Source organism: Rhodococcus erythropolis R138 (assembly GCF_000696675.2).
GTDB lineage: Bacteria > Actinomycetota > Actinomycetes > Mycobacteriales > Mycobacteriaceae > Rhodococcus_F > Rhodococcus_F erythropolis.
In genome coordinates, this window is the sequence record NZ_CP007255.1 from 2,551,295 (window position 1) to 2,574,005 (window position 22,711).

Annotated in this window: 25 protein-coding genes; 16 read left to right on the forward strand and 9 right to left on the reverse strand. The window is 61.5% G+C overall.

Going from position 1 to position 22,711, the window contains the following annotated elements; translation table 11 throughout:
- Positions 1–4: 4 nt before the first annotated feature.
- Genes H351_RS12030 through H351_RS12045 form a run of 4 tightly spaced genes read left to right on the forward strand, consistent with a single transcriptional unit; the run spans position 5 to position 2,847 of the window.
- Complete coding sequence (locus H351_RS12030; RefSeq protein WP_029255839.1) at positions 5–499, forward strand: SRPBCC family protein; 495 nt, start codon at positions 5–7, stop codon at positions 497–499.
- A gap of 32 nt (positions 500–531) precedes the next feature.
- On the forward strand, positions 532–1,860 hold the full coding sequence (locus H351_RS12035) for a WS/DGAT domain-containing protein (protein ID WP_029255838.1): 1,329 nt from the start codon (positions 532–534) through the stop codon (positions 1,858–1,860).
- 20 nt (positions 1,861–1,880) lie between these two features.
- Complete coding sequence (locus H351_RS12040) at positions 1,881–2,444, forward strand: mismatch-specific DNA-glycosylase (RefSeq protein ID WP_029255837.1); 564 nt, start codon at positions 1,881–1,883, stop codon at positions 2,442–2,444.
- Positions 2,445–2,496: 52 nt separating this feature from the next.
- Entirely contained in the window at positions 2,497–2,847 is a 351-nt protein-coding gene (locus H351_RS12045; protein ID WP_003945214.1) for a hypothetical protein, read from the forward strand.
- Between the two features lie 60 nt (positions 2,848–2,907).
- Here the strand turns inward: H351_RS12045 and H351_RS12050 are convergent, their stop codons facing one another.
- Both H351_RS12050 and H351_RS12055 read right to left on the reverse strand, forming a co-directional pair.
- Positions 2,908–4,605 carry a fumarate hydratase gene (locus H351_RS12050; RefSeq protein WP_003945198.1) on the reverse strand — a complete coding sequence of 566 codons (1,698 nt, stop codon included), beginning with the start codon at positions 4,603–4,605 and terminating at the stop codon, positions 2,908–2,910.
- A 114-nt stretch (positions 4,606–4,719) separates the two neighbouring features.
- Entirely contained in the window at positions 4,720–5,841 is a 1,122-nt protein-coding gene (locus tag H351_RS12055; RefSeq protein WP_029255836.1) for a winged helix DNA-binding domain-containing protein, read from the reverse strand.
- A 272-nt stretch (positions 5,842–6,113) separates the two neighbouring features.
- Between H351_RS12055 and H351_RS32775 the strand changes: the two genes are divergently transcribed.
- From H351_RS32775 to H351_RS12090, 8 genes are all read left to right on the forward strand, one after another.
- Entirely contained in the window at positions 6,114–6,239 is a 126-nt protein-coding gene (locus H351_RS32775; RefSeq protein WP_019744544.1) for a hypothetical protein, read from the forward strand.
- A 330-nt stretch (positions 6,240–6,569) separates the two neighbouring features.
- Positions 6,570–7,574, forward strand: coding sequence for an alpha/beta hydrolase (locus tag H351_RS12060; RefSeq protein ID WP_029255835.1), 1,005 nt, complete (start codon positions 6,570–6,572; stop codon positions 7,572–7,574).
- Positions 7,571–8,557 carry an alpha/beta hydrolase gene (locus H351_RS12065; protein WP_244891481.1) on the forward strand — a complete coding sequence of 329 codons (987 nt, stop codon included), beginning with the start codon at positions 7,571–7,573 and terminating at the stop codon, positions 8,555–8,557. Before H351_RS12060 ends, H351_RS12065 begins: the two co-directional genes overlap by 4 nt.
- A gap of 85 nt (positions 8,558–8,642) precedes the next feature.
- A complete protein-coding gene (locus tag H351_RS12070) occupies positions 8,643–9,122 on the forward strand; it encodes a VOC family protein (RefSeq protein ID WP_007726307.1) in 480 nt (159 codons plus the stop codon).
- A 110-nt stretch (positions 9,123–9,232) separates the two neighbouring features.
- Positions 9,233–10,195, forward strand: coding sequence for an ABC transporter substrate-binding protein (locus tag H351_RS12075; protein WP_223257893.1), 963 nt, complete (start codon positions 9,233–9,235; stop codon positions 10,193–10,195).
- Between the two features lie 168 nt (positions 10,196–10,363).
- The gene (locus H351_RS12080) at positions 10,364–11,062 is read left to right on the forward strand and encodes a CPBP family intramembrane glutamic endopeptidase (RefSeq protein ID WP_020908494.1); all 699 of its coding nucleotides are present in this window, start codon (positions 10,364–10,366) and stop codon (positions 11,060–11,062) included.
- A 69-nt stretch (positions 11,063–11,131) separates the two neighbouring features.
- A complete protein-coding gene (locus tag H351_RS12085; protein ID WP_020908493.1) occupies positions 11,132–12,532 on the forward strand; it encodes an amidohydrolase family protein in 1,401 nt (466 codons plus the stop codon).
- 1 nt (position 12,533) lies between these two features.
- On the forward strand, positions 12,534–13,475 hold the full coding sequence (locus tag H351_RS12090; RefSeq protein WP_020970233.1) for an antibiotic biosynthesis monooxygenase: 942 nt from the start codon (positions 12,534–12,536) through the stop codon (positions 13,473–13,475).
- Here H351_RS12090 and H351_RS12095 read toward each other — a convergent pair.
- Positions 13,463–13,693, reverse strand: a complete 231-nt coding sequence (locus tag H351_RS12095; protein ID WP_029255832.1) for a PLD nuclease N-terminal domain-containing protein — start codon at positions 13,691–13,693, stop codon at positions 13,463–13,465. The two genes, H351_RS12090 and H351_RS12095, sit on opposite strands and share 13 nt — an antisense overlap.
- Before the next feature lie 888 nt (positions 13,694–14,581).
- Here H351_RS12095 and H351_RS12100 point away from each other — a divergent pair.
- Positions 14,582–15,364 carry a DUF1906 domain-containing protein gene (locus H351_RS12100; protein WP_029255831.1) on the forward strand — a complete coding sequence of 261 codons (783 nt, stop codon included), beginning with the start codon at positions 14,582–14,584 and terminating at the stop codon, positions 15,362–15,364.
- Here the strand turns inward: H351_RS12100 and H351_RS12105 are convergent.
- Positions 15,351–15,851, reverse strand: coding sequence for a nuclear transport factor 2 family protein (locus tag H351_RS12105; protein WP_007726289.1), 501 nt, complete (start codon positions 15,849–15,851; stop codon positions 15,351–15,353). The two genes, H351_RS12100 and H351_RS12105, sit on opposite strands and share 14 nt — an antisense overlap.
- 235 nt (positions 15,852–16,086) lie before the next feature.
- On the reverse strand, positions 16,087–17,532 hold the full coding sequence (locus H351_RS12110) for an MFS transporter (protein WP_029255830.1): 1,446 nt from the start codon (positions 17,530–17,532) through the stop codon (positions 16,087–16,089).
- Positions 17,533–17,612: 80 nt separating this feature from the next.
- Here H351_RS12110 and H351_RS12115 point away from each other — a divergent pair, with 80 nt between their 5' ends.
- Positions 17,613–18,077, forward strand: coding sequence for a MarR family winged helix-turn-helix transcriptional regulator (locus tag H351_RS12115; protein WP_029255829.1), 465 nt, complete (start codon positions 17,613–17,615; stop codon positions 18,075–18,077).
- Here the strand turns inward: H351_RS12115 and H351_RS12120 are convergent.
- From H351_RS12120 to H351_RS12130, 3 genes are all read right to left on the reverse strand, one after another.
- The gene (locus tag H351_RS12120; protein ID WP_021332779.1) at positions 18,068–18,469 is read right to left on the reverse strand and encodes a hypothetical protein; all 402 of its coding nucleotides are present in this window, start codon (positions 18,467–18,469) and stop codon (positions 18,068–18,070) included. The two genes, H351_RS12115 and H351_RS12120, sit on opposite strands and share 10 nt — an antisense overlap.
- A gap of 78 nt (positions 18,470–18,547) precedes the next feature.
- Positions 18,548–19,291, reverse strand: a complete 744-nt coding sequence (locus tag H351_RS12125) for an Rv1157c family protein (RefSeq protein WP_029255827.1) — start codon at positions 19,289–19,291, stop codon at positions 18,548–18,550.
- Between the two features lie 271 nt (positions 19,292–19,562).
- Positions 19,563–19,865 carry a 4a-hydroxytetrahydrobiopterin dehydratase gene (locus H351_RS12130; protein WP_029255826.1) on the reverse strand — a complete coding sequence of 101 codons (303 nt, stop codon included), beginning with the start codon at positions 19,863–19,865 and terminating at the stop codon, positions 19,563–19,565.
- Between the two features lie 16 nt (positions 19,866–19,881).
- On the opposite strand from H351_RS12130, the gene H351_RS12135 reads away from it, so the two are divergent.
- On the forward strand, positions 19,882–20,307 hold the full coding sequence (locus H351_RS12135; RefSeq protein ID WP_029255825.1) for a (deoxy)nucleoside triphosphate pyrophosphohydrolase: 426 nt from the start codon (positions 19,882–19,884) through the stop codon (positions 20,305–20,307).
- Here the strand turns inward: H351_RS12135 and H351_RS32265 are convergent.
- A complete protein-coding gene (locus H351_RS32265) occupies positions 20,285–20,461 on the reverse strand; it encodes a hypothetical protein (protein WP_019744526.1) in 177 nt (58 codons plus the stop codon). The two genes, H351_RS12135 and H351_RS32265, sit on opposite strands and share 23 nt — an antisense overlap.
- 324 nt (positions 20,462–20,785) lie before the next feature.
- Here H351_RS32265 and typA point away from each other — a divergent pair, with 324 nt between their 5' ends.
- Positions 20,786–22,693: a translational GTPase TypA gene (gene typA / locus H351_RS12140; RefSeq protein WP_019744525.1), complete on the forward strand. Its 1,908-nt coding sequence runs from the start codon at positions 20,786–20,788 to the stop codon at positions 22,691–22,693.
- Positions 22,694–22,711 lie beyond the last annotated feature (18 nt).

Genomic DNA, 22,711 nt, shown 5'->3' on the forward strand with positions numbered 1-22,711 from the left:
GACGATGGCTTCGCAGAATTCCGACGAATTCCTGGTAGAACGTACGACGATCGTCAAGGCAGAAGCATCGGTCGTCTTCGCGTTGATCAACGATTTCCACCACTGGACGCAGTTCTCGCCCTGGGAAGGTCTCGACCCGGCAATGCAGCGCACGTACGCGGGTCCTGACGCGGGCGTCGGGGCTTCGTACGCCTGGGCCGGAAACAAGAAGGCAGGCTCCGGTTCGATGGTGATAACCGAATCCGTCCCAGACGAACGCGTAGTTTTGGACCTGGCCTTCCTCAAGCCGTTCAAGGCACAGAACGTCACCACCTTTCTCATCTCTCCGAATGCAGGTGCCTCTCCCAATGCCGGTGAAGTTCAGGTGACGTGGAAGATGACTGGAAAGAAGAATCTGTTCTTCAAGATCTTCGGTTTCATCTTCAGCATGGACAAGCTCGTCGGAAAGGATTTCGAGAAGGGCCTGTCCCAGCTGAAAGCTGCTGCCGAAAAGGGCTGACGAGCCGGTGGTACCGTCTCCCGGTGTTACGGATGACGCCCACCGATGCCCAAACCTTCTGGATTTCGGAGAAGATCCCCAACGATCAACTACTGCTCTACTGTTTCGACGGGCAGAGCCAGTCGATCGACGAGCTACGACGCTCGGTGGTGGAACGAGCGTCGCTCATTCCGGATCTCAATGTTCGGATTCGTGAATCACCGTGGCATCTCGACTATCCGCTCTGGTATCCCATGCCGGTCGATGCCTCGTTGGTGAGAGTGCATGAGCTGCCGGATGACTCGTGGCCATCGTGTATTCACGGAATCGAAAAGCTTCTCGAAAACCACGTCGACCCGCGTGAGTCCCCGTGGACGCTTCACCTGTTCCACGGCGTCACCGGCGCGCCGCGTTGTAGCGGCCCGGCGCTGATCGCAGTTCTGCAGGTCGCTCATTCTCTGGCGGACGGCAAACGCGCGTCGGCGATTGCTCGCCAGCTGTTCTCGCCGCAACCGCCCGCGCAGCAGAAGACGGACGTGCGGCGTAGCGGATCAGCCGAGATTCTGGGCCGCGCCGCATTGCGCCTGCCGGGTCAACTCGTTTCGCTGTTCCGCGACGGACGGGCTGGGCACCGAGCGCAGTTACAGCTGCAGGCGGACACCGAATCGGGAGTTGTTGCGCCGCAGGCGGCGAGCCGTCCCAAGGTGCGCTCCAACATCCCGCCTGGACCTCACCGACTGGTGCGCATGGTCGTGCGGGACAGCGCAGATTTCCGTGGCGACGGCGTATCCGTCACAGTCGGAGCGATGACAGCCATCTCGGTAGCGATGGCGAATTACCTCACCGAGCGAGACGGCTCGGTACCGCCGGAACTGGGAGCTGAGGTGACCATCGCCAAGGCGGGTACACCCACGGCGCGCAACCACTTCCGCAATGCAGGTGTCGGGCTGTTCCCGGATGTCGATGACCTCCGTGAGCGAGCCCAACGGATCAAGGCGTCGATGGCCGAGCGTCGCGCACGGGCATCCCATCCGTCCAGCGCAGCTTCGGATCTCGCGCTGAACGCGGTTCCCGGCCCGCTGGTCCGTTGGGGCGTGCAGCAATACGATTTCACGGCAGTGCCCGACGAGGTCACCGGCAACACCGTGGTGTCGAGTGTCGCGCGCGGTGACGCGGATCTGATGCTCGGAGGCGGCGTCGTTCGGTTCACAGCAGGCTTCCCGAGTTTGTCACCGGTCATGTCCTTGACCCACGGCGTACACGGGATCGGGGACACGGTGACGATCAGCATCACCAGCAGTCCGGCCTCGATCGCGGACATCGACGTGTACGAGCAGATGATGCACGACGCGATCGACGAGGTACGCGAAGCACTGTCGTGACGGCCTGATGTACTGGGAGCATGGGATTCACGCGCGCCGAGCTGGAGTCTTTCCGAGACGCCGAGATCGAGGATCTGATCGGGCCGAATTGTCGGCTGTTGTTCGTCGGTATCAATCCGGGACTGTGGACTGCCGCGACGGGCGCGCATTTCGCGAGGCCGGGTAATCGGTTCTATCCGGCACTGCTGCGGGCAGGCATCATCGAGCATGCGATCGATCCCTCCGCGGGTATGTCGGACGCTGACACACAACATCTGATCGATCGGGGAGTGGGGATCACCAACTTGGCGGTGCGGGCAACTGCGCGCGCAGATGAATTGACGTCGGAGGAGCTCGCAACAGGCGGAGTCCGGGTCCGAAACATCGTGCGCGCAACCAAACCAGTAGTCGTTGCCTTCGCCGGGATCACCGCCTATCGAACAGCTTTCGGTGACAAGAAGGCGAAGGCCGGGCGCCAAGACCGTGATTTCGAGGGGGCAAAACTGTGGATCGTGCCCAATCCCAGTGGCCTCAACGCACACGAGACGGTGGACACCTTGGCAGCGAAATATCGTTCCGCCGCATCCGAAGCCGGACTTCTCTGAGAGAAGTCGCAGTTCCGTTCGGCCAGAACAAGGTACAAGTTAAAGTGCTTGTATGTCTGTTCTATACAACGTCTTTGTAGTGATTCACCTACTCGGTATGGCTGCCCTGGTCGGTAGCTACTTCACCGTCCTCAAGGCTCCTTCGATCACCGAGGTCATGGTGTGGGGTGCCAGGATGCAGTTCGTGTCCGGCCTGATCATCGTCGGCTTGGGCGAAGGCGCGCTGGACAAGAACTACATTCACGCGAAAATCGCTGTGAAGCTGGTGCTTTCGCTGGTGATCGTGGCGCTGGCCGAGATCACCCGGGCGAAGCAGAAGAAGGGGCAACCCAATCCGAATCTGGTGCACGTCGTCGGCGGGTTGTCGATCGTAACCGTATTCGTGGCCGCGCTCTGGACCTGACAAAGACACAAAAGAGCCCCGGCGATCGAAACTCGCCGGGGCTCTTTGCTGTTGACGCGTCTACAGGCCCGGACGCTTGCCGATCGTCAGGGTCACTTCACCGGTGTGGGCGAAGAAGTCGTTGCCCTTGTCGTCGACGACGATGAACGCGGGGAAGTCCTCGACGTCGATCTTCCAGACGGCTTCCATACCCAGTTCGGCGTACTCGAGGATGTCGACCTTCTTGATGCAGTCGAGTGCCAGGCGAGCCGCCGGTCCACCGATCGATCCGAGGTAGAAACCTCCGTGGGTGTTGCAGGCGTCGGTAACCTGCTTGGAACGGTTTCCCTTGGCCAGCATGATCATCGAGCCACCGGCGGCCTGGAACTGCTCGACGTACGAGTCCATACGGCCGGCCGTGGTCGGGCCGAACGAACCGGACGCCATACCGTCGGGCGTCTTGGCTGGGCCGGCGTAGTACACCGGGTGATCCTTGAGGTACTGCGGCATCTCTTCACCTGCGTCGAGACGCTCTTTGATCTTGGCGTGCGCGATGTCGCGTGCCACGACGAGCGGACCGGTGAGCGACAGACGAGTCTTCACCGGGTGCTTGGAAAGCTCGGCGAGGATCTCGGCCATCGGCTTGGTGAGGTCGATCTTGACCGCAGCACCCTTGCCGGTACCCGAAATGCCATCGGTCTCTTCGTCGAGTTGAGCGTCCGTGACCTCGGGCAGGAAACGGCCCGGGTTGAATTCGAGCTGTTCCAGGAACACGCCCTCCGGCGTGATTTTGGCCTTCGCCTGTCGATCGGCCGAGCACGACACCGCAATGGCGACGGGCAATGAAGCGCCGTGGCGGGGGAGTCGAACGACGCGGACGTCGTGGCAGAAGTACTTACCGCCGAACTGTGCGCCGATGCCGATCTTCTGCGTGAGCTCGAAGACCTTCTTCTCGAGTTCGTGATCGCGGAAGCCGCGGCCCGTAATGGCGCCTTCGGTGGGGAGCTCGTCGAGGTAGTGCGCGGACGCGTACTTGGCTGTCTTCATCGCGAACTCGGCCGACGTGCCGCCGACGACGATTGCAAGGTGGTACGGCGGGCAGGCAGCGGTACCGAGCGAGCGGATCTTTGCCTCGAGGAACTGCATCATCGAGTCGGGGTTCAGGATCGCTTTGGTTTCCTGGTACAGGTAGGACTTGTTGGCGCTGCCGCCGCCCTTGGCCATGAAGAGGAACTTGTACGAGTTCTCATGTCCGGCAGCAGTATCGGCGTACAGCTCGATCTGCGCGGGCAAGTTGTTGCCAGTGTTCTTCTCGTCCCACATCGTGATGGGGGCGTTCTGCGAGTAGCGCAGGTTCAGACGCGTGTATGCGTCGTAGACACCGCGGGCAATGGACTTCTCGTCGTCGCCGGGGGTGAGTACGTGCTGTCCACGCTTGCCCATGACGATGGCGGTTCCGGTGTCCTGGCACATCGGCAGAACGCCGGCAGCGGCGATATTGGCGTTCTTGAGCAGGTCGAGCGCGACGAACTTGTCGTTGTTCGACGCTTCGGGATCGTCGAGGATGCTCGCGAGCTGCGTCAGGTGATCCGTGCGCAGGTAATGAGAGATGTCGTGCAGCGCCGTTTCGGTCAGCAAGCGCATCGCTTCCGGCTCGACCTGAAGGAAGGTGCGGCCGTCCGGTCCCTCGACTGTCGACACCCCTTCGGTGGTGAGCAATCGGTACTCGGTGGTGTCATCACCGATCGGCAACAGGTCCTCATAGAGGAAGTCGGCCATCATCTCTCCTGAACAAGGGTGCGTGCGAAGGTCGCATTCAGGTTATCGTTGGGGGTTTCCTTCTCCGAATCGGGGCGGGTGTGAGCTGGAATTATCCGGATGCCACTGGCTCGATCAAGATACTTCGACCAGTTCGGAGAGCTCGACGCCGCGAAATTCGGCAAGTATTTCGGCCTGCTCGGCCACTGCTGCACGGGCCGATCGTGACCACGTTCCCCACGGGGTGATCGCGACCTTCAGCTTCTTTCCGGACGCCCGCGGTCGCCACAGTCCGGTGATCGTGCCGCCGACCACCACCGTGCCCGGTCGCCCGAGGGTCGGCCACACCGTCTTCTGGGCGGCCGGATCGGGCACCAGGGTCTCCCGATCCTTGAGCTGTACATACGGATCGAAAGGCCCGAGCAAGCGCGTACTCGAATCGGAGGGGGAGCCGAGCAAGTCTTCGCGGTCTTGTTCGAGAATCCACCGCTTCTCGCCGTTCACCTCGATCTCCTCGGCATCGACGGGCCAGTGGGCTTTGACGTCCTTGACCGGGGCATCGAGAAACGACGCGACGTGAGCAGGAGTGGCGGGGCCGTAGAAGCGCAGATACCCGCGAATCACGTCGAAGCGGGGATCGGCGTCTGAACCTGAGGCTGTGTACGGGCGTCGGCGCCAACCCGGAATGCGTTCGAGCATTGGGGGAGATGTGCCCGGCTGTAGCTCGAGGCCTGCCTGAAGTGCCGCGAGCCGGAACGGCATCTCGTACAGATGAGTGGCGTTGCACGGGCGGCAGAATCTCAGAAAGGGCTCGGTGACCCGCGTGGTCAATTGCGCGGACATCTCGCCCTTGACGGTTGGTTTCGAGACGATGTCCCGCATCGCAGTAGCAACTGTTTGCAGGGCACTCAGCGTCGGGATGCCAGCGGCCTTCAGGGGCCGATTCGCGTCGTAAATGCGCTTGGCTGCATCAGCCTCGCTGAACGGCGACGTGGCGACGGCGATGGCAGGCAGGTCGCCCCGACGGTAATAGTGGGGAGCGCCGCGCAACGTCCAGGCAAGAGCGAGCTCGGTGACGTCGCCGCGGACGCCGCGGATCCGCAGGGCCCAGGCGGCTCCGTCAGGTCCGGTGTTCTGAATCCCGAGATCGAGAATGCTGCAATCGCTGTGATCGGCGTCACCGGCAGCCGCTCGGTCGAGTTGATGACGGTGCCACCGGAAATTAGCTACCTGCGTGAGTGAGGTTGCGCTAGACATGATTTCAGTTTACTGGTGGGTAACCGCAGGATTTGGGACAGTTGATCAATGCGACGACAGAATTGGTGAAATTCGACCGATTGTCCGGAATTTTTTCAGTAGCAGACCTTATTAGTCGAAATAATGACCCCATTGTCGGAATCCTTTGCCAACTGGTCGTTCGTATGATTACTGTTACCCACGTCACGGATACATTACAGATGTGACGCAGCTGTCACAGCACTGTCGGGTGCTTTTCGGCAGCTGACCTCTGACCTCTCAAGGAGATTCACATGGGTTCAATGGAAGGAATTCTCGGCGCTGTTGTTCAGGGCCTGGGATCACTGTTCAGCGCTGACGGTCTGCTCAAGACCTTCATGGGATCGGTAGAGACCATCTCCAAAGACCCCACCCCCTAATTCAGCGCGACATTGCCACGCCCGCTCCGGGTGTAGTTACTTCAATTTCGACAAACTGCAGGAGGAAACTCATGGGATCTCTCGGTGAAGCCATCGGAAGCGTCAACAACCTCGGTCAGCGTCTCGTTGACGCACTGACCACGCTCAGCGGCGGCACGGTTACGCCCAAGTAAGCGTCGTCTGACGAGAAAGGCTCACGCACTCGGTGCGTGAGCCTTTCCGCGTCGATCGGAACTAGGTCGACCGGATCGAGTTTTTCCGATCACGTCGGGTTTGCCTCTTTCGGCCGGTACCGTTCGAAAGGTTCCGCTGCCGAAGAGAGTGACCCGGATGATCGAGACTCGTGCTTTGCGAACGGTTTTCCGCGTCTTCGTGGCGTTGGCCACGGCAGTATGTGGGCTCCAGCTCCTCACGGCACCGGGTCACGCTCAGTCGGTGGACAGCAGGCTGGTCGACATCTCGGTGTACTCACCGTCGATGGGGCGCGACATTCCGTTGCAGGTCTTGCGGCCGGCTGATACCTCGACGCCCGCTCCGACGCTCTACCTACTCAATGGAGTGGACGGAGGAAAAGACGACGCGACGTGGTCGGTGCGGACCGATGCACCGAAGTTCTTCGCGGACAAGCACGTCAACGTGGTCACCCCTCTCGGTGGAGCATTCAGCTACTACACCGATTGGGAGCGGCCGGACCCCGGCCTCGCGAAATCCGGCAACAACAACGGGGTCAACATGTGGACCACGTTCCTGACGGAAGAACTACCGCCAGTCATTGATTCGACGTTCGGAACGACCGGCGAGAACGCACTTGCCGGCTTGTCGATGGCAGGCACGTCGGTACTGGATCTGGCTATGGCGGCGCCCGCGCTGTACAACAGTGTCGGGTCCTTCAGCGGGTGTGCGATGACGAGTCCAGGCATCGGTCAGGACTTCGTGAAACTCGTGGTCGCAGTGGGTGGTGGCAACGCGGAGAACATGTGGGGTCCGTACGATGGCCCGGGTTGGCCGGCTCACGATCCGGTTGTCAACGCGGACAAGCTACCTCGAATCCCGATGTACATCACTACCGCAACCGGGATTCCGGGTCCGTACGACACGCTTGCCGATCCACGGATCGACAACGACGTCAGAGATTTGGCGTTGCAGCTTGTACTCGGTGGCGGAATCGAGGCGGCAACTCACTACTGCACCACCCAGCTTGCGGACAGGACGAACGCATTGGATATGAACAACATTCGCTACAACTTCAAGCCGGCAGGAACGCATTCATGGGGATACTGGGAAGACGACTTACACGACTCGTGGCCGATGATCGCCGCGTCGCTCGGCGTGTGAGGCCCCATCGAGCAAGCCTTCGAAGCGTCGTTCTCGTCGGCGCGCTCGCCTTGATTTCACTACTTGCGTTGCCCTCGACCGCGCTCGCCGACGAGACCCCGAAGATAACAAGTGTCACCGAACTGTCTTCGCGCTTGGTTCTTCTCGACGTCGCGAGTCCCGCCATGGGGCGCACCATGCAGGTGAAAGTACTGCTTCCTGCCGACCGCTCGGAACCGCGCGGGACGCTGTATCTCCTGGACGGCAATTCCGGGCAGATCGAAGAGAACAACTGGCTGGCTCCGGCTAACGGCGATATCGTCCCGTTCTTTGCCGACAAGAACGTGAACGTCGTACTCCCCATCGGTGGAACCGGCACCATGTACACCGATTGGCAGGAAGACCACCCGAAATTCGGTCGTCTGAAATGGGAGACGTTCCTCACGAAAGAGCTTCCCCCACTGATCGACACGAGATTCGCAACGAACGGGCACAACGCAATCGGCGGGATCTCGATGGGCGCAGAGGCCGCGCTGATCCTGGCCCAACGCTCGGCCGGGTTGTACGACGCGGTCGCGGGCTACAGCGGCTGCTACACAACCGTCGGAGGATTCGGCAAGGCGTTGACCGATCTTGTGGTCATCAACGGAAATGCCCGTTCGGAGCAGATGTGGGGTCCGGCCGGCAGTGAGGCTTGGCAAGAGCACGACATTTTCGCCAATGCCGACAAGCTGCGCGGCACCAAGGTGTATCTCGCCTCGGGATCGGGACTACCAGGCCCGCACGAAACTCTCGATACTCCTGCCCTGGGCCGGGTACTGGTCGTTGGCGGGGTCATGGAACTGGGATCGAACCTGTGCACCGACCAGATCACGCAGGTGTTGCGCGATCGCGGAGTCGATGTCACCCGCAGCGCTCAACCGGTGGGGACGCACGGTTGGCCGTACTGGCGCGACGAACTCGTTCGCTCCTGGCCGATGCTCGACTCTGCGTTGTCGGCTTGAGTAATTCCTTGCGATGAGTTTCCGCTTCGGGCCGGGTCTATAACCCTGTACACCTGATTCGTAACCTCATCGACAAGGACAGAACATGCCTTCCATCACTCCCTGTTTGTGGTTCGACAACCAAGCAGAAGAAGCAGCGAACTTCTACATCTCGGTGTTCGGTTCCGGGCAGATCCTGGGAATCGAAAGATACGTCGAGGGATCGCCTTCCGGAATGCCGGCGGGATCGGTGATGACCGTCAGCTTCGAGCTCGGCGGTCAGCGATTCACCGGATTGAACGGCGGACCGATGTTCACGTTCTCGGAAGCAGTGTCGTTCGAGATTCCGTGCGTCGATCAGGCTGAGGTCGATCACTACTGGTCCAGGCTGACCGAAGGTGGGGAAGAGGGCCCGTGCGGATGGGCCAAGGACAAGTTCGGATTGTCCTGGCAGGTAGTCCCGAATCGTCTTCTCGAACTGATGAAGGATCCGGATCGGGCCAAGGCACAACGCGCGACGGACGCGATGATGAAGATGAAGAAGATCGACATCGCGGAGCTCGAACGGGCCGCAGACGCGTCCTGAACACGATCTGGCCGATGGGCGACAGCCTTCGTTAGCTGATGCTAGCCTTCCCTAATTCTCGCTGGAGCGTTGGAGGAGTGCTGGTAACCATGCGAATCAAAGTCTCTCGAATGAAGATTGCAGTCACCGCCTTGGCGGCCTCGCTCGCCGTCGCCGGGCTTGCCGGCTGCAGCAGCGACAGCGCTGACGCACCCGCGGAGGCGGGAGCAACCGTCTCGACCATGTTCGGCGACGTCGAGGTCCCGGCCAACCCGCAGCGCGTCGTCGCGCTCGGTTGGTCGGACGCCGAGACGGCACTTGCCCTCGGAACACAGCCGGTCGGTGTCGCGGACTGGATGGCGTTCGGTGGCAAGGGTGTCGGACCCTGGATTGCGGACGAGTTCACCACGGACCCGAAGATCCTCGGAACCATGGACCTGAGCATCGAGGACGTCATTGCTCTCGACCCGGACCTGATTTTGTGGACGAGAAGCGACAACACGCAGGCCACCTACGACAAGCTCAGCGCCATCGCGCCGACGGTCGGGCCGCCGCCGGGTCTGGCCACTGCGTACGGGACGACGGTCGAGCAGCAGACCGAACTCGTCGCGAAGGCTCTCGGCAAGGAAGCAGAAGGAAAGGCGCTACTGTCCGGCCTCGACGCCAAGTTCGACGCTGCAATTGCCGCCAATCCGAGCTTTGCGGGTAAGACAGCGGCCGTCGGCGCCTACAGTTCCGACGGTTACGGCGCGTACGTACCCGGCGACGCACGCGCAGACTTCATGACGCGCCTCGGCTTCACGATCCCGACGGCGATCACCGAAAAAGCCACCGGAAACTTCTACATCCCGGTCGCCAACGAGAACCTGAACTTGTTCGACGCGGATCTCACGGTTCTGTTTCCGATCTTCCTCGACAGCAGTGCGTTTGCGAACGATCCGCTGCTGCGCGCAATCCCGTCGGCCCAGGAGGGACATCTGTTGATCCTCGATGACCCGGCACTCGTCAATGCGTTCTCGAGTGGCTCGGTACCGGGGTTGACCTACGCAATCGACAACGCCGTTCCGAAGTTTGCGAGCACGCTCGGCGCCTGATCAGAGGTGTTTCGGGACCTGCCCGTCACTGTGAGCGTGTTCGCAAACAGTGGCGGGCAGTTCTCGTGCGTCAGTACACTGGAAAAAGTGAACTTTCAGCTAACGAGCGGCGGCCCAGTGGAGATCGGTCCAGTGGAGATCGAAGCGACCGCTCCTCGTTTTCCGCGGATGCATGCATACGTGGATATCGCTGTTGTGATCGTGGTGCTGGTGGGAACCAATCTGATCGCGCATTTCACCACCGCCTGGGCAAGCATCGCGACGGTACCCATCTCTGCTCTCGTCCTGTTGGCGCTCACCAAGCGCCGGGGAATGGGGTGGGCGGAATTGGGGCTGTCCCCTCGTGACCTGCGGCGAGGTTCGAAGTACGCGCTTGCCGCCGTCGGCCTGGTACTGACGGTTGTCGCCGTCGGCGCTCTGCTTCCGCTCACACGTCCTTTCTTCATGGCGGATCGCTACGCCACTATTTCCGGCGCGATCATCGCGTCGATGATCGTGATCCCGCTGCAGACCGTCATTCCCGAAGAGTTGGCTTTCCGTGGGGTCCTGCACGGCACGTTGAACCGGGTCAGTGGATTCCGCGGCGTCGCCGCTGCCGGTTCTCTGATGTTCGGACTGTGGCACATCGCGTCGTCGATGGGTTTGACCAGTGGTAACGAGGGGCTGTCCGGCTTTCTCGGTACCGGAGTGGTCGGCCAGGTCGCCGGCATCCTCGGAGCCGTTCTCGCCACCGCTGCGGCCGGTCTCGTATTCACCTGGCTTCGTCATCGCAGCGGCAGTCTCATTGCGCCGATTGCTCTGCATTGGTCGTTGAACGGTGCAGGTGCGCTGGCTGCGGCTCTTGTTTGGCATGCAACTCTTGCTTGATCCCAATATCTGACAAAAAGGACAGCATTCGCCGCGCGGCGCCGGGTAGTTTTGTGCTTTGCTCAGTAAGTGACGCACCTTCATCGAGGCCATGTCTTCCACATTTCCGGTCGTCCGACGGTTGAGGATGCGGCGCAGTCGCTCGTCTCGATCCCCGACGGCGTCTTGGCGATCGACGATGCCGGAACGATCGTCTACTGCGGAGAATTCGAATCGCTCCCCGGAGACCTCGCGGGCGGCGAAATTCACGATCATCGACCGGGTTTCCTGCTGCCCGGATTCGTCGATGCCCACATTCATTTCCCGCAGACCTACGCCGGCGATGCGTACGGCGGCGGCCAACTCCTCGAGTGGCTCGACCTGTGCGTCTTTCCCTCCGAATCGAGATTCGCTGATCCGGAGTTCGCCCAGCACGCTGCCGAGGCCTTCTGCGCTCGCCGAATCGCCACGGGAACGACGGCCGCGATGGTGTTCGGATCGGCCTTCCCGCACGCACAGGACGCATTGTTCAGTGAAACTCTGAATCGCGGCCTTCGAGTGGTCAGCGGCCGCGGGATTCAGACCACCGGCCCGGCGTCCGCTGCCGCGCTGATCACCTCGGAAGAGGACGCGATCAGACTCACCCGCGAGGAGATCGACAAGTGGCACGCGGCCGACACCGGCGACGTGAACACCGCACTCATTCACGTTGCAGTGGTTCCTCGCTTCTCCCTCGCGGTGACAACACGGACGCTGAAAGACTTGGGGGAGTTGTACGACTCGGTCCGTGACCGAGGCGTCTACTTCCACAGTCACCTCAATGAGAACAATCGGCCGGGAACCGGCGAGGTGGCAACCACACTCGCCGAGTACGAGGTCGAGACCTATCTCGACACGTACGACGGCAAGTTCCTCCCCGGCTCACAGGTCGGCGGAAAGAGCTTTCTGGGTCCGCGCGCGATACTCGCGCACTCGGTGCACTGCCAGGACTCCGAACTCGCACGCATGGCCGAGACCGGAACCTCGATCGCACATTGCCCGACGTCCCAGCAGTTTCTCGGCTCAGGCACCATGCCGTGGAAACGAACCGTTGCGTCAGGGGTCAACATCGCGATCGGATCGGACTTCGGCGGCGGCGACGAGTGCCTGCTCACCCGAGTCCTCGGCGACGCCTTCAAGGTTCATATCTCCGAAGCCGGCGACGACGGAGTGTCGATGCACCCCGCCGAACTGCTGTTCACCGGAACACTCGCCGGTGCTCGCGCGCTGGACATGGAGAACCGGATCGGCAACTTCGACGAGGGCAAAGAGGCCGACTTCCTGGTGATCGATCCCTCCGGGTGGCCGCCGCTCGCCGGGCTCGTCAACCACGGAACGCGTTCGGATGATCCGATACTCGCCCGCGACCAGACGCTCTTCGGCCTCCTGATGGCAATGCGCGAGCCCGCGATTGCGCACGTATACGTGCAAGGGCGCCGGGTGTCGGGCTGACGTGTCCGCAACCGCCATCACCGGGTATCACCGAACGAGTTCGGGATTCCGGGCGTGGGTCGAGCGTGCGGCCGAGACCGCCGGTCGATTCGACGGCTACCTGAGCTGTGGCATCAGTGATCAACCGGAACCGGTGTCGCACGGCATGTCTGTCACATTCGACAGTGCCGACGATCTTCACCGTTGGCTGGAGTCGAGTGATCGCCGCGATCTCGAAAGAGCTGCTGCGGCAACGGGAATTCTGGCACAGACGAGTGATCTGGTCCTCGTCGACGGAGTTCTGCCGCCGCCCGGTATCGGCGTGTACGACCACGTCGTCGTCGTGGGTAAGGAGAACGAGTTTCTGCGAACGCAACGCCATCTCATCGATCTCAGTTCGCGATTTTCCGGCTACGAGTCGGTGATGTTGTTGCGGTCGGTCACCGACTCCACCCAGTGGAAGTCCGTCCTTCGGTTTCGGACCGAGCAGCAATTGGCGGAGTGGATGGCGTCGCCCGAAAGGGCCGCGGCACTGCCGAAACTGCGAGCCGAGTTGGCCGAGGACTTCACCGAGACCACGCGGTCGACACCGTTCGGTACGATTCTGCGCACGGAAAACGGGCAGACCCGTGCGACGCCGAATTGGAAAACGGCGATGATCATCCTGCTCGTTCTCTATCCGACAGTGATGACGCTGTCACGATTTCTCGGTCCGCTGCTCGACGGGATCGGAGCGCCGCCGTGGCTGTCGATGTGGTTGAGCCAGATAGTCAGCGTCGGCGCCATGACGTGGTTCCTGATGCCGACGGTCACCAGGTGGTTCCGCCACTGGCTCGACCCGGTCGACGGCGCCGTTCCCCGCACCAACTGGCGCGGTGTCGCAGCGGTAATTGCGGTGTACGTCGTGACTCTGACGCTCTTCGCCTCCGTGAAGTGGCTGCAGTTCTGGGACTACTTCGACTGAATCCGGCCTCGGCGGAAGTAGGTGAGCGGCCCGAAGAAGTTGACGAAGATGATCGCCGCCCACTTCTTCTTGCTGCCGTTGACCGTATCGGCAGGGCGTCGCGCCAGGTCTGTCCACGCGGCGATCGCCAACAGGGACTGAATCGTTGCGAGCAGGGCGGCGACGCGGCGCTGCGCGGGTGACAGCTCACTCCAGGATTTCTTTTTTGTGAGGTTCATGAACTCCACTGTGCCCTCGAACGTCCGATTGGTGTCGAGATAGGGCTGCTATCGGTGCCTGGAGTTCCGCAAATCGGTGTGAATAGCGTCACCATGATGACCGCTAGGTACGGTCCCGCGGTCAGTCGGGATGGTCGTTTTCGGCGTAAAGATCTCGCTAACTCGAACTGTGGCTGAATGTTTGCGCCCGGACTAAGCTCGCGTGGCCACATTGCCGCGAGGGATTTGGCCAATCTGCTGGTACGCGCTCTAGCGGGAGCAACGCCCCCTCTGTTAAGTAAGGCTTGCCAATCTTGTGGTCCGCCTACAGGTTTGATGCTGCGAGATAGCTGTTATCGGGAACGATGTTCGGAATACGTCAATAAATCGTCCGTAGGTGACAGTTTGATCACTGCCGGTGGGCGTCACCTGTGTGTATGTCCGTGTCCCGAAGGGGTCGAAATGTAACGTCCCGGACACATTTGGTGTCGCGGAAGTAACGGAAGACCTCTACTCTTATCGCCAGCAGCCACTCACGTGGCGGCAATCCTCTGGACCGTATCTTCGACAGGAGCACATCGCATGAGCAGCGCAGAATTCTCGGATGCCTTCACCTTCCTCAACGACTTCTTCAGCAACGCGTCTGATCTCTTCAGCGCTCTGAGCTTCTTCACCTCGCTCAGCTGATAGCTTCCGGCCGCTAGGCCGACTCAGTGGCCCCCGAAGACGATGTCTTCGGGGGCCACTGTTGTCTGTCTGACTATCTGTCTAGCGTCCAATTTGGTGACAATGTGAGCATTGTTGGCCAAGTGCATGGCGGGGTTGATGTGACTGTGGTGGAATGCGAGCGAAAGAAGATAGCTTGCCTGCCCGCCACTTCCAGCGGGACACGCCGATGATCGGAGCTTTGTGCACGTCTCGCGAAGAAACCTCTTCAAGTACGCAGCGGCTGGATCGGCAGCTGCCGGACTCGCTGCATTGAGCGGTACGACGTCGGTGGCCAATGCCGGTTCGCTGGGGACCCTGCTCGATTACGCCGCCGGTGTGCCGTCCGCTCAGGCAATCAAGGCCGCCGGGTATGCAGGCGCCATTCGATATGTCTCGGATAGGCGCCCGGGAGCCGATTGGATGGTCGGCAAGCCCGTACTGGCGCGGGAAACCGACGCGTTGACGGCGGCCGGACTCCAAGTCGTTTCCTGCTATCAATTCGGCAAGGGCGGAACGGCGGACTGGCGCGGGGCTCGCGAGGCAGGCAAGCGTCATGCTTCCCGTGGCCTCGAACTACACGCTGCGGCTGGTGGGCCGTCCGGTCGGCCGATTTACGCGTCGATCGACGACAACCCGACCAGTACCGAAATCACTACACTGATCTCGCCGTACCTCGAGGGGTGGGCCTCGGTCGTCGGCAACGGAGCACTCGGTATCTACGGAAACACGCGCGTGATCGACGCAATGATCAGCGCCGGCGTCGGAACCTGGTTCTGGCAGCACAATTGGGGTTCGCCCGCAGGGTATGTGCACCCGAGGGCAAACCTGCACCAGTTCGAGATCGACAAGCGCAAGGTCGACAGCGTCGGCGTGGATCTGAACTCGATCCTCACTCGCGACTACGGGCAGTGGTCGTTGGCCGGCTCGGTCGGGCCGGCCCAACCGGTTGGTTCCTCGTTACCGACAGGATCTATCGCACCATAGCGCCGAATTTGGCGAGCCAGGCCTTGGCGTCATCGGGGAGGGTGCCCGCCGCTTCGGCGGCGAGGCACCATGCTTTTGCCATCGACAGGAAGTTCATCGGGTTGTAGGCGTCTTCTTCGCGAGACCACAATCCGTTGCCGGCGTAATGCAGGATCGTGATGTTGGCGGCTCCGTGCTTGGATCCGTCGCCCGGATCCTCCATCGGGTTGTCGATCTCGCACACGATCCATCCGCGCTGCTCGTCGACGACGAACCAGTTGGCCGGGAATTCGGTCATGCGGTGCCCCGGGAACTCTGTCATCGTGCGAGTGACCCACTTGCGTACAGCTTCTCGGCCATTGAGGGTTCCGAAAGCGTGTTCCACGTAGACGACGTCCTCGGTGAACATGTCCGCGAAGGCGTTCCAATCGCCGGAACGAGTGCACTCGACAACGGTGTTCTGGTACCCCGCGAAGGCGTCTTCGAGTTCGGTACGCGTCCAGGTCATGAAGGGCTCCTCGGTTTGTCGTCGCTTCAGATTAGAACACGTTGCAGAATTGATTGTCGGCGATTCGATGCAGAAGAGTTCTGCGGTACCGTCGTTGACGGGTCGGGGACCCATTATGTGAGAGGGCACCACGTGGAGATCATCATCAATTTCATCTACACACTTTTGTCGAAGTTGCAGACTGGCAGCATCGAAGGCTCTTCGGAGAAGTGAGTCCTCTGCCGGGTTGATTCCCTTACGTGACTTTCTGTTTGGGAATCAATCCGGCGAACACCATCGTCACAGCGGCGGCGGCGATGGAAATCAGGAACGTGGCACGAAATGCCTCGAACGAGGGGATCACTGCGGTGCCGACGGTGATGGTCATTCCGGCCAGAACGACGCTCACGATCGCGGCAGACGTCGACGTGCCGATCGATCGCATCAAGGAGTTCAGTCCGTTCGCGGCTGCAGATTCCGTGATGGGGACTGCTCCCATGATCAGGGCGGGCATGGCCGAGTAAGAGAGCCCGACGCCCGCGCCGATGAACATTCCGGCCACGGCGACCTGCCAGACGCTCGACACCGTGAAATATGCAAAGGCATAACCCAATCCGATGACGAGGGCGCCAAGCATCAGCGTGATTCGTGGGCCACGCCACGCCGAAATGCGAGCGGAGACGGGTGAGAGTGCCATCATGACGAGTCCACCGGGGGCCAGTGCGAGTCCCGCTGCGACCATGGACAGTCCGAGTCCGTAGCCGGTGGACGTCGGTGCCATGAGGAGTTGGGGCAGCGTCAAGGAATTGCCGTACATGGCAAAACCGACGGCGATCGAGGCGAAGTTGGTGAAGAGAACCTGAGGCCGGGCCGATACGCGGAGGTCTACCAGCGGTGCGTTGCGTCGAAGTTCCCACCATCCCCAGACGAGGAAACTGAGAGCGGAAACTGCCAGGAGGCCCAGGGTTTTCGGGTCGCCCCATCCCCAGGTTCCGCCTTTGGTGATGGGGAGTAACAGAGTGATCAGACCAACGGTGAGGCCGAACGCTCCGACGAAGTCGAAGCGTCCCGGGCGTCGTACCGTCGATTCGGGAATCACGAACGCAACCAGTGCGATGCAGATCAGCCCGAACGCTGCCGAAGTGACGAAGAGGAAGTGCCAGTTGGCATTCTGAGCGATCACCGCAGCGATCGGCAGTCCGATCGCACCGCCGACGCCGAGGGTGGCGCTCATGACCGCCATAGCTCCGGCCACTTTCTTCGGTGGAAGAACATCACGAATGATTGCTATGCCCAATGGAATTGCCCCGACCGATGCTCCTTGAAGAGCGCGGCCGACAACGAGCACGATCAGTGAAGGTGCGATCGCACAGATGGCCGAGCCCAAAACGACCATCCCGAGACTGACGAGCAGCATTCGCTTCTTGCCGAACATGTCGCCGAGGCGCCCGCTGATCGGCGTGATCACCGCGGCGGCGAGGAGCGTTGCGGTGACCGCCCACGAGGTGTCTGCGGGAGTGGAGTTCAGCAGGTGAGGCAACTGCGGAATGATGGGGACTACCAGCGTCTGCATCAAGGCGACGACGATTCCGCACAGCCCGAGGACAGTGAGTACGGGACCAGAATGGGCGTAGTTCGTGGCCGTGGTTTTCTTGTCCGGGGATTTCTCGTCGACGCTCGACGAATCTGCGTGAACGGACATTCGGCTCCCGCCATGGCGTGTTCGGTTTCGGTGCGTTCGCCCCAGTGTGCACGCTACACATCGTGTGTATTCTGCACAATATGAGTGTGGATCGGGAACCCGAACTGGTGAATATCGAGTACGAGTTGACCCTGCTCTCGCGCTATCACGCGCTCGCTCAACGGGCGGAACTTCATCTGGACCGGTCCGCGTATCTACTGCTCGGACGACTGGAATTGCAACAACCGATGAGCCTCAAGGAGCTCTCCTGTGCCTTCTCGCTCGACATCTCGACCATCAACCGGCAGATCGGCGCGCTGAGGCGGCAGGGTCTGGTGGAGCGGGTGGAGGATCCGGACGGTGGGCTGGCGCGAAAGGTTCGGCCGACGGTGCAGGGTCTGTCGAAACTTCGTGCAGATCGCGAACATTCGACGGCCGGCGTCGAAAAGGTCTTGCGTGAGTGGACGCCGGAGCAGCGCCTCGCGCTCGGTGACCTACTGCGGCAATTCAATACCTCGGTCGAGTCCTTGGAAGGCCGCGAATGGCCGCGACCGAATCAGGTCTGAGAGTGCGAGACGGACCGCAGCGATCGATCCGGATCGCTCGAATCCGATTCCGGCGCAATGACAACAAGTTTCGGATGTTCCTCAGGTGCTGCGTGATTTCCACGCCAGGAGAGCAGTGACCAGCGTGAGAGGCCGGACAGTGCCGACCCGAGGCTGGCGAACGAGCCCGAACTCAGCACCGACGCCGTAGACCCGATGCTTCCGATGGAGAGGAAAGAGCCGACGCTACCGATCGACAGGATCGAGTACGCCGATCCGATCGAGAGAATGGACCCCTCGGATCGGATGGACAGTATCGATCGACTCGACTTGTGAGACCGTATCGACTGGTCGTCTGGGCTCGATGCCTTGTCTGGACGGCCATGCGTGATGTCCACTCGTAGATGTCCCATCTATCGGGTCTATCACGGTGATCGGAGATGCAAAAGGGACCCGCCGAAATTCGGCGGGTCCCTTTCACAAGACTTCGATCAAGCGACCGCGAACATACCCACGGTCGGGAGGAAGCTGCAGGTGATGCGATCTGCGCCTTCCGGCTGGGTGGTCAGCGAACCGCTGATCACCGAGAGGACGCGTCCCGGACCTGTATCGGCAATAGCCGACAAGGTGGCGGGACCATCCGGGTTGATGCGCGACGCGTTGGTCAGGTTCTGGGTGGCGCTGCGCTGGTTGTCGATGTTGACCCACGTTACGGTCATCGGCACCGGCTGGTCGTCGACGGCGGGAGCCGTTCCGAGGGCGGTGAAGACGAATCCAGCCTGACCGGCAGCGGGGCCGGGAGGAGGCAGGTGAGCCGGGCCCGGAACAGCAAGCGCGGTTCCGACCGAATCGGCGGTGGCCGAGATGCAGCCCTTGCCAAGCGTCGGGTAGAGGAACTGCGCGATGACGGGGGCGTTCTCGTTCGGGATTTCCGGTCCGCCGCCGCCGCTGCCGTCGAGGAAGGTGATGACCTTCTCGAGGGTGGCTTTGATCTCGGGCGGAATGCCGGGGGAGTTCAGGATCGCGCGAGCTTGGTCGAGCAACGCTTGCTGCGGGCCGCCGGCGACGTCAGCCGGACCTGCAGCGGCGCCGATGATGGCGGGCGCAAACGAGGCGAGGAACTCGATCGGCACACTTTCGGGTGCGGGCGGTGCTGCCGGATCGGCCATTGCCTGTGCCGGCAATGCCAGTCCTGCTACTGCGGCAATAGCGACGGCGGTGAACGCCTTTCGCATACCTCGGGTTCGAAGCACTGTTTCCCCATCCTTAGTCATACCGCGCGGGCGCCTAGGCGAGCTCCGCGTTTGACGGCTCGAGGGGTCACTCTATGTACAGAGCCCCCGGGTTGTACAGCTGTTCAGTTGCTGAGCAGCTACGCACCGGGGGGAGTCTATGGCATGACCGGCCTCGATCGTGATTTACGGCGACCATACCTGTGACTGAAGTGATCTATGTGAAAGTTGATGCAACTGTTACGTCAGATTGCGAGGTTTGTTTACTCGGAGATCAGTCGAAACGGACCGAATCGTCGACGAGTACGTCAATTCGACGGGCAAGGTCGAAGTCCAGTTCCGTGAGACCGCCCGCCGAGTGTGTCGAAAGCGTGTACGTGACCTTTCGCCAGCGAACGTCGATGTCGGGATGATGATCTGCGGCCTCGGCGACTGCCGCGATGCGTTGAAGAAGCGCGATCGCATCCGGGAAAGTCGCGGAATCGACGGTACGAGTGATCGAGCCTGGCGACAGCTGCCAGGCCGGCAGTTCGTCGAGAGCGCTTTGGATCGCGGAGTCGGACAACAAAGTGGCCATACTCCATCATGGTGCGATGAGTGATGTGCCTGCAAGGGATCGCGAAGTTGTCGCCGGTGCGATCTTCCGTGGGGGAAGGCTGCTCCTCGCGCAGCGGACGAGTCCGCCGGCGTTGGCCGGTCGCTGGGAACTGCCGGGCGGGAAGGTCGAGGAGTTCGAAACGCCGCAGGCTGCGTTGGCCCGCGAGTTGCGCGAGGAGCTTGCGGTAGAGGTTCGATGCGGAGCAAGAATCGGCGTCGATGTGCAACTGTCGGCCGGGTTGGTCCTGCGGGCGTACCGGGCGGAGTTGGTGTCCGGCGAACCGGTCGCGCTCGACCACGCTCAGTTGGCATGGGTCGATGCCGAAGAACTCTTGTCGATGGATCTGGTCGACAACGATCGAGCCTGGATCCCCGAACTGCTCGAGGAGTTGAGGGCGCTTACGCCGCGCGGGCCTTCTTGAGACCGGCTTTCAGTTCCTTCTTGGATGCGCCCTCGTTCTCGAGCTTCTTCATCCGCATGATGACGACGGGGCACTTGATGCACCGTGTCTTCTTCCGGCAGCACTTCTTTTTCGGCTTGAGCTTCGAGACCTTGCTTGCCTTGATTTTTCCCATGTGACGCTGCGGCTTTCCTGTTTCACTCCGGCGGAGAGCCCGCTCTTGGAACGAGGTTAGCGTACCCTTAAACGCCCTGTTTCACCAGGTCGTAATCCTACTCGCTTCAGCGTGGTGCAGATCACTATTGGCTGGTGGGGGCGGTGATAGAGGCCGCACAATGCAGGAGTATCCGCTCGGAGCGAGTAGTATTTACTAGGCCGCGGTGCCTATTCAGGCGATTCGTGCCCTGATTCGGATCACACACTCGTGCAGCGGCCACCAGAAGAGCCGTGCGACTTGACTTTCGCGTGGCCGAATCAACTCAGCCAGGAGAGCCATCGCGTGACCACCACCAGCTTCCGTAACGTTGCCATCGTCGCACACGTCGACCACGGCAAGACCACCCTCGTCGACGCCATGCTTCGTCAGTCCGGCGCGTTCGAGGAGCGCGCCGAGCTGGTCGATCGCGTCATGGACTCCGGCGACCTAGAACGCGAGAAGGGCATCACGATCCTCGCGAAGAACACCTCGGTGCACAAGCGCAACGAGGATGGTTCGGTCACCGTCATCAACGTCATCGACACCCCGGGCCACGCCGATTTCGGTGGCGAGGTCGAGCGCGGTCTGTCCATGGTCGACGGCGTCGTCCTGCTCGTCGATGCGTCCGAGGGCCCGCTTCCGCAGACGCGTTTCGTGCTGCGTAAGGCACTTGCTGCCTCACTGCCCGTCATCTTGGTTGTCAACAAGACCGATCGTCCCGATGCTCGCATCGAAGAGGTTGTCTCCGAGGCTCAGGACTTGCTCCTGGACCTCGCGTCCGATCTCTCCGACGAGGCCGCCGAAGCTGCCGAGCTTGCGCTCGGGCTGCCGGTTCTCTACGCCTCCGGCCGCGAGGGCAAGGCTTCGACGGTGCAGCCCGAGAACGGTCAGGCTCCCGACGCCGAGGACCTCACCGCTCTGTTCCAGGTTCTGATGGAGTACGTCCCGGCCCCCAAGGGCACGGTCGACGCGCCGCTTCAGGCTCACGTCACCAACCTCGACGCGTCGGCATTCCTCGGTCGCCTCGCGCTGGTTCGCATCCACAACGGCGAGCTGCGCAAGGGCCAGACCGTGTCCTGGTGCCGCGAGGTCGACGGCGAGCCCGTCATCACCAAGACCAAGATCACCGAACTACTCACCACCATCGGTGTCGAGCGTGTTCCCGCCGAGGTTGCGCTTGCCGGCGATATCTGCGCTGTTGCGGGCTTCCCGGACATCATGATCGGCGACACGCTCGCCGACCTCGACAACCCGGTTGCGCTGCCTCGCATCACTGTCGATCAGCCGGCTATCTCGGTCACGATCGGTACCAACACCTCACCGCTGGTCGGCCGCGTCAAGGGCCACAAGCTCACCTCGCGCATGGTCAAGGCTCGCCTGGACCAGGAGCTGGTCGGTAACGTCTCGCTCAAGGTCCTCGACATCGGACGTCCCGATGCCTGGGAGGTCCAGGGTCGTGGAGAGCTCGCGCTCGCCATCCTCGTCGAGCAGATGCGTCGCGAAGGCTTCGAACTGACCGTCGGAAAGCCGCAGGTGGTCACTCAGACTGTCGACGGTAAGATCCACGAGCCTTTCGAAGAGCTGACCATCGACAGCCCCGAGGAGTACCTCGGTGCCATCACTCAGCTTCTGGCCAACCGCAAGGGCAAGATGGTTCAGATGTCGAACCACGGTCAGGGCTGGGTTCGTATGGAGTTCATCGTTCCTTCGCGTGGTCTTATCGGCTTCCGTACGGAATTCCTCACGGATACCCGCGGAACCGGCATCGCCAACGCCGTCTTCGACGGGTACGGCCCCTGGGCCGGCGAGATTCGTGCACGCCACACCGGTTCTCTCGTGTCGGACCGTTCCGGCACAGTGACGCCGTTCGCCATGATCCAGCTGGCTGACCGCGGAACCTTCTTCGTCGAGCCCGGCGCGGACACCTACGAGGGTCACGTCGTCGGTATCAACCCCCGTCAGGAAGACCTCGACATCAACGTCACCCGCGAGAAGAAGCTGACCAACATGCGTCAGTCGTCCGCAGACGTGATGGAGACCCTCGCGAAGCCCATCAAGCTCGAGCTCGAAGCGGCCATGGAATTCTGCTCCGGCGACGAGTGCGTCGAGGTCACCCCCGAGGACGTCCGCGTCCGCAAGGTGCATCTCAATGCAACCGAGCGCGCTCGCGAGCGTTCGCGTAGCAAGTCTCGCGACAAGGCTGCTCTGTAGTCTTTCGTCGGTTACCAC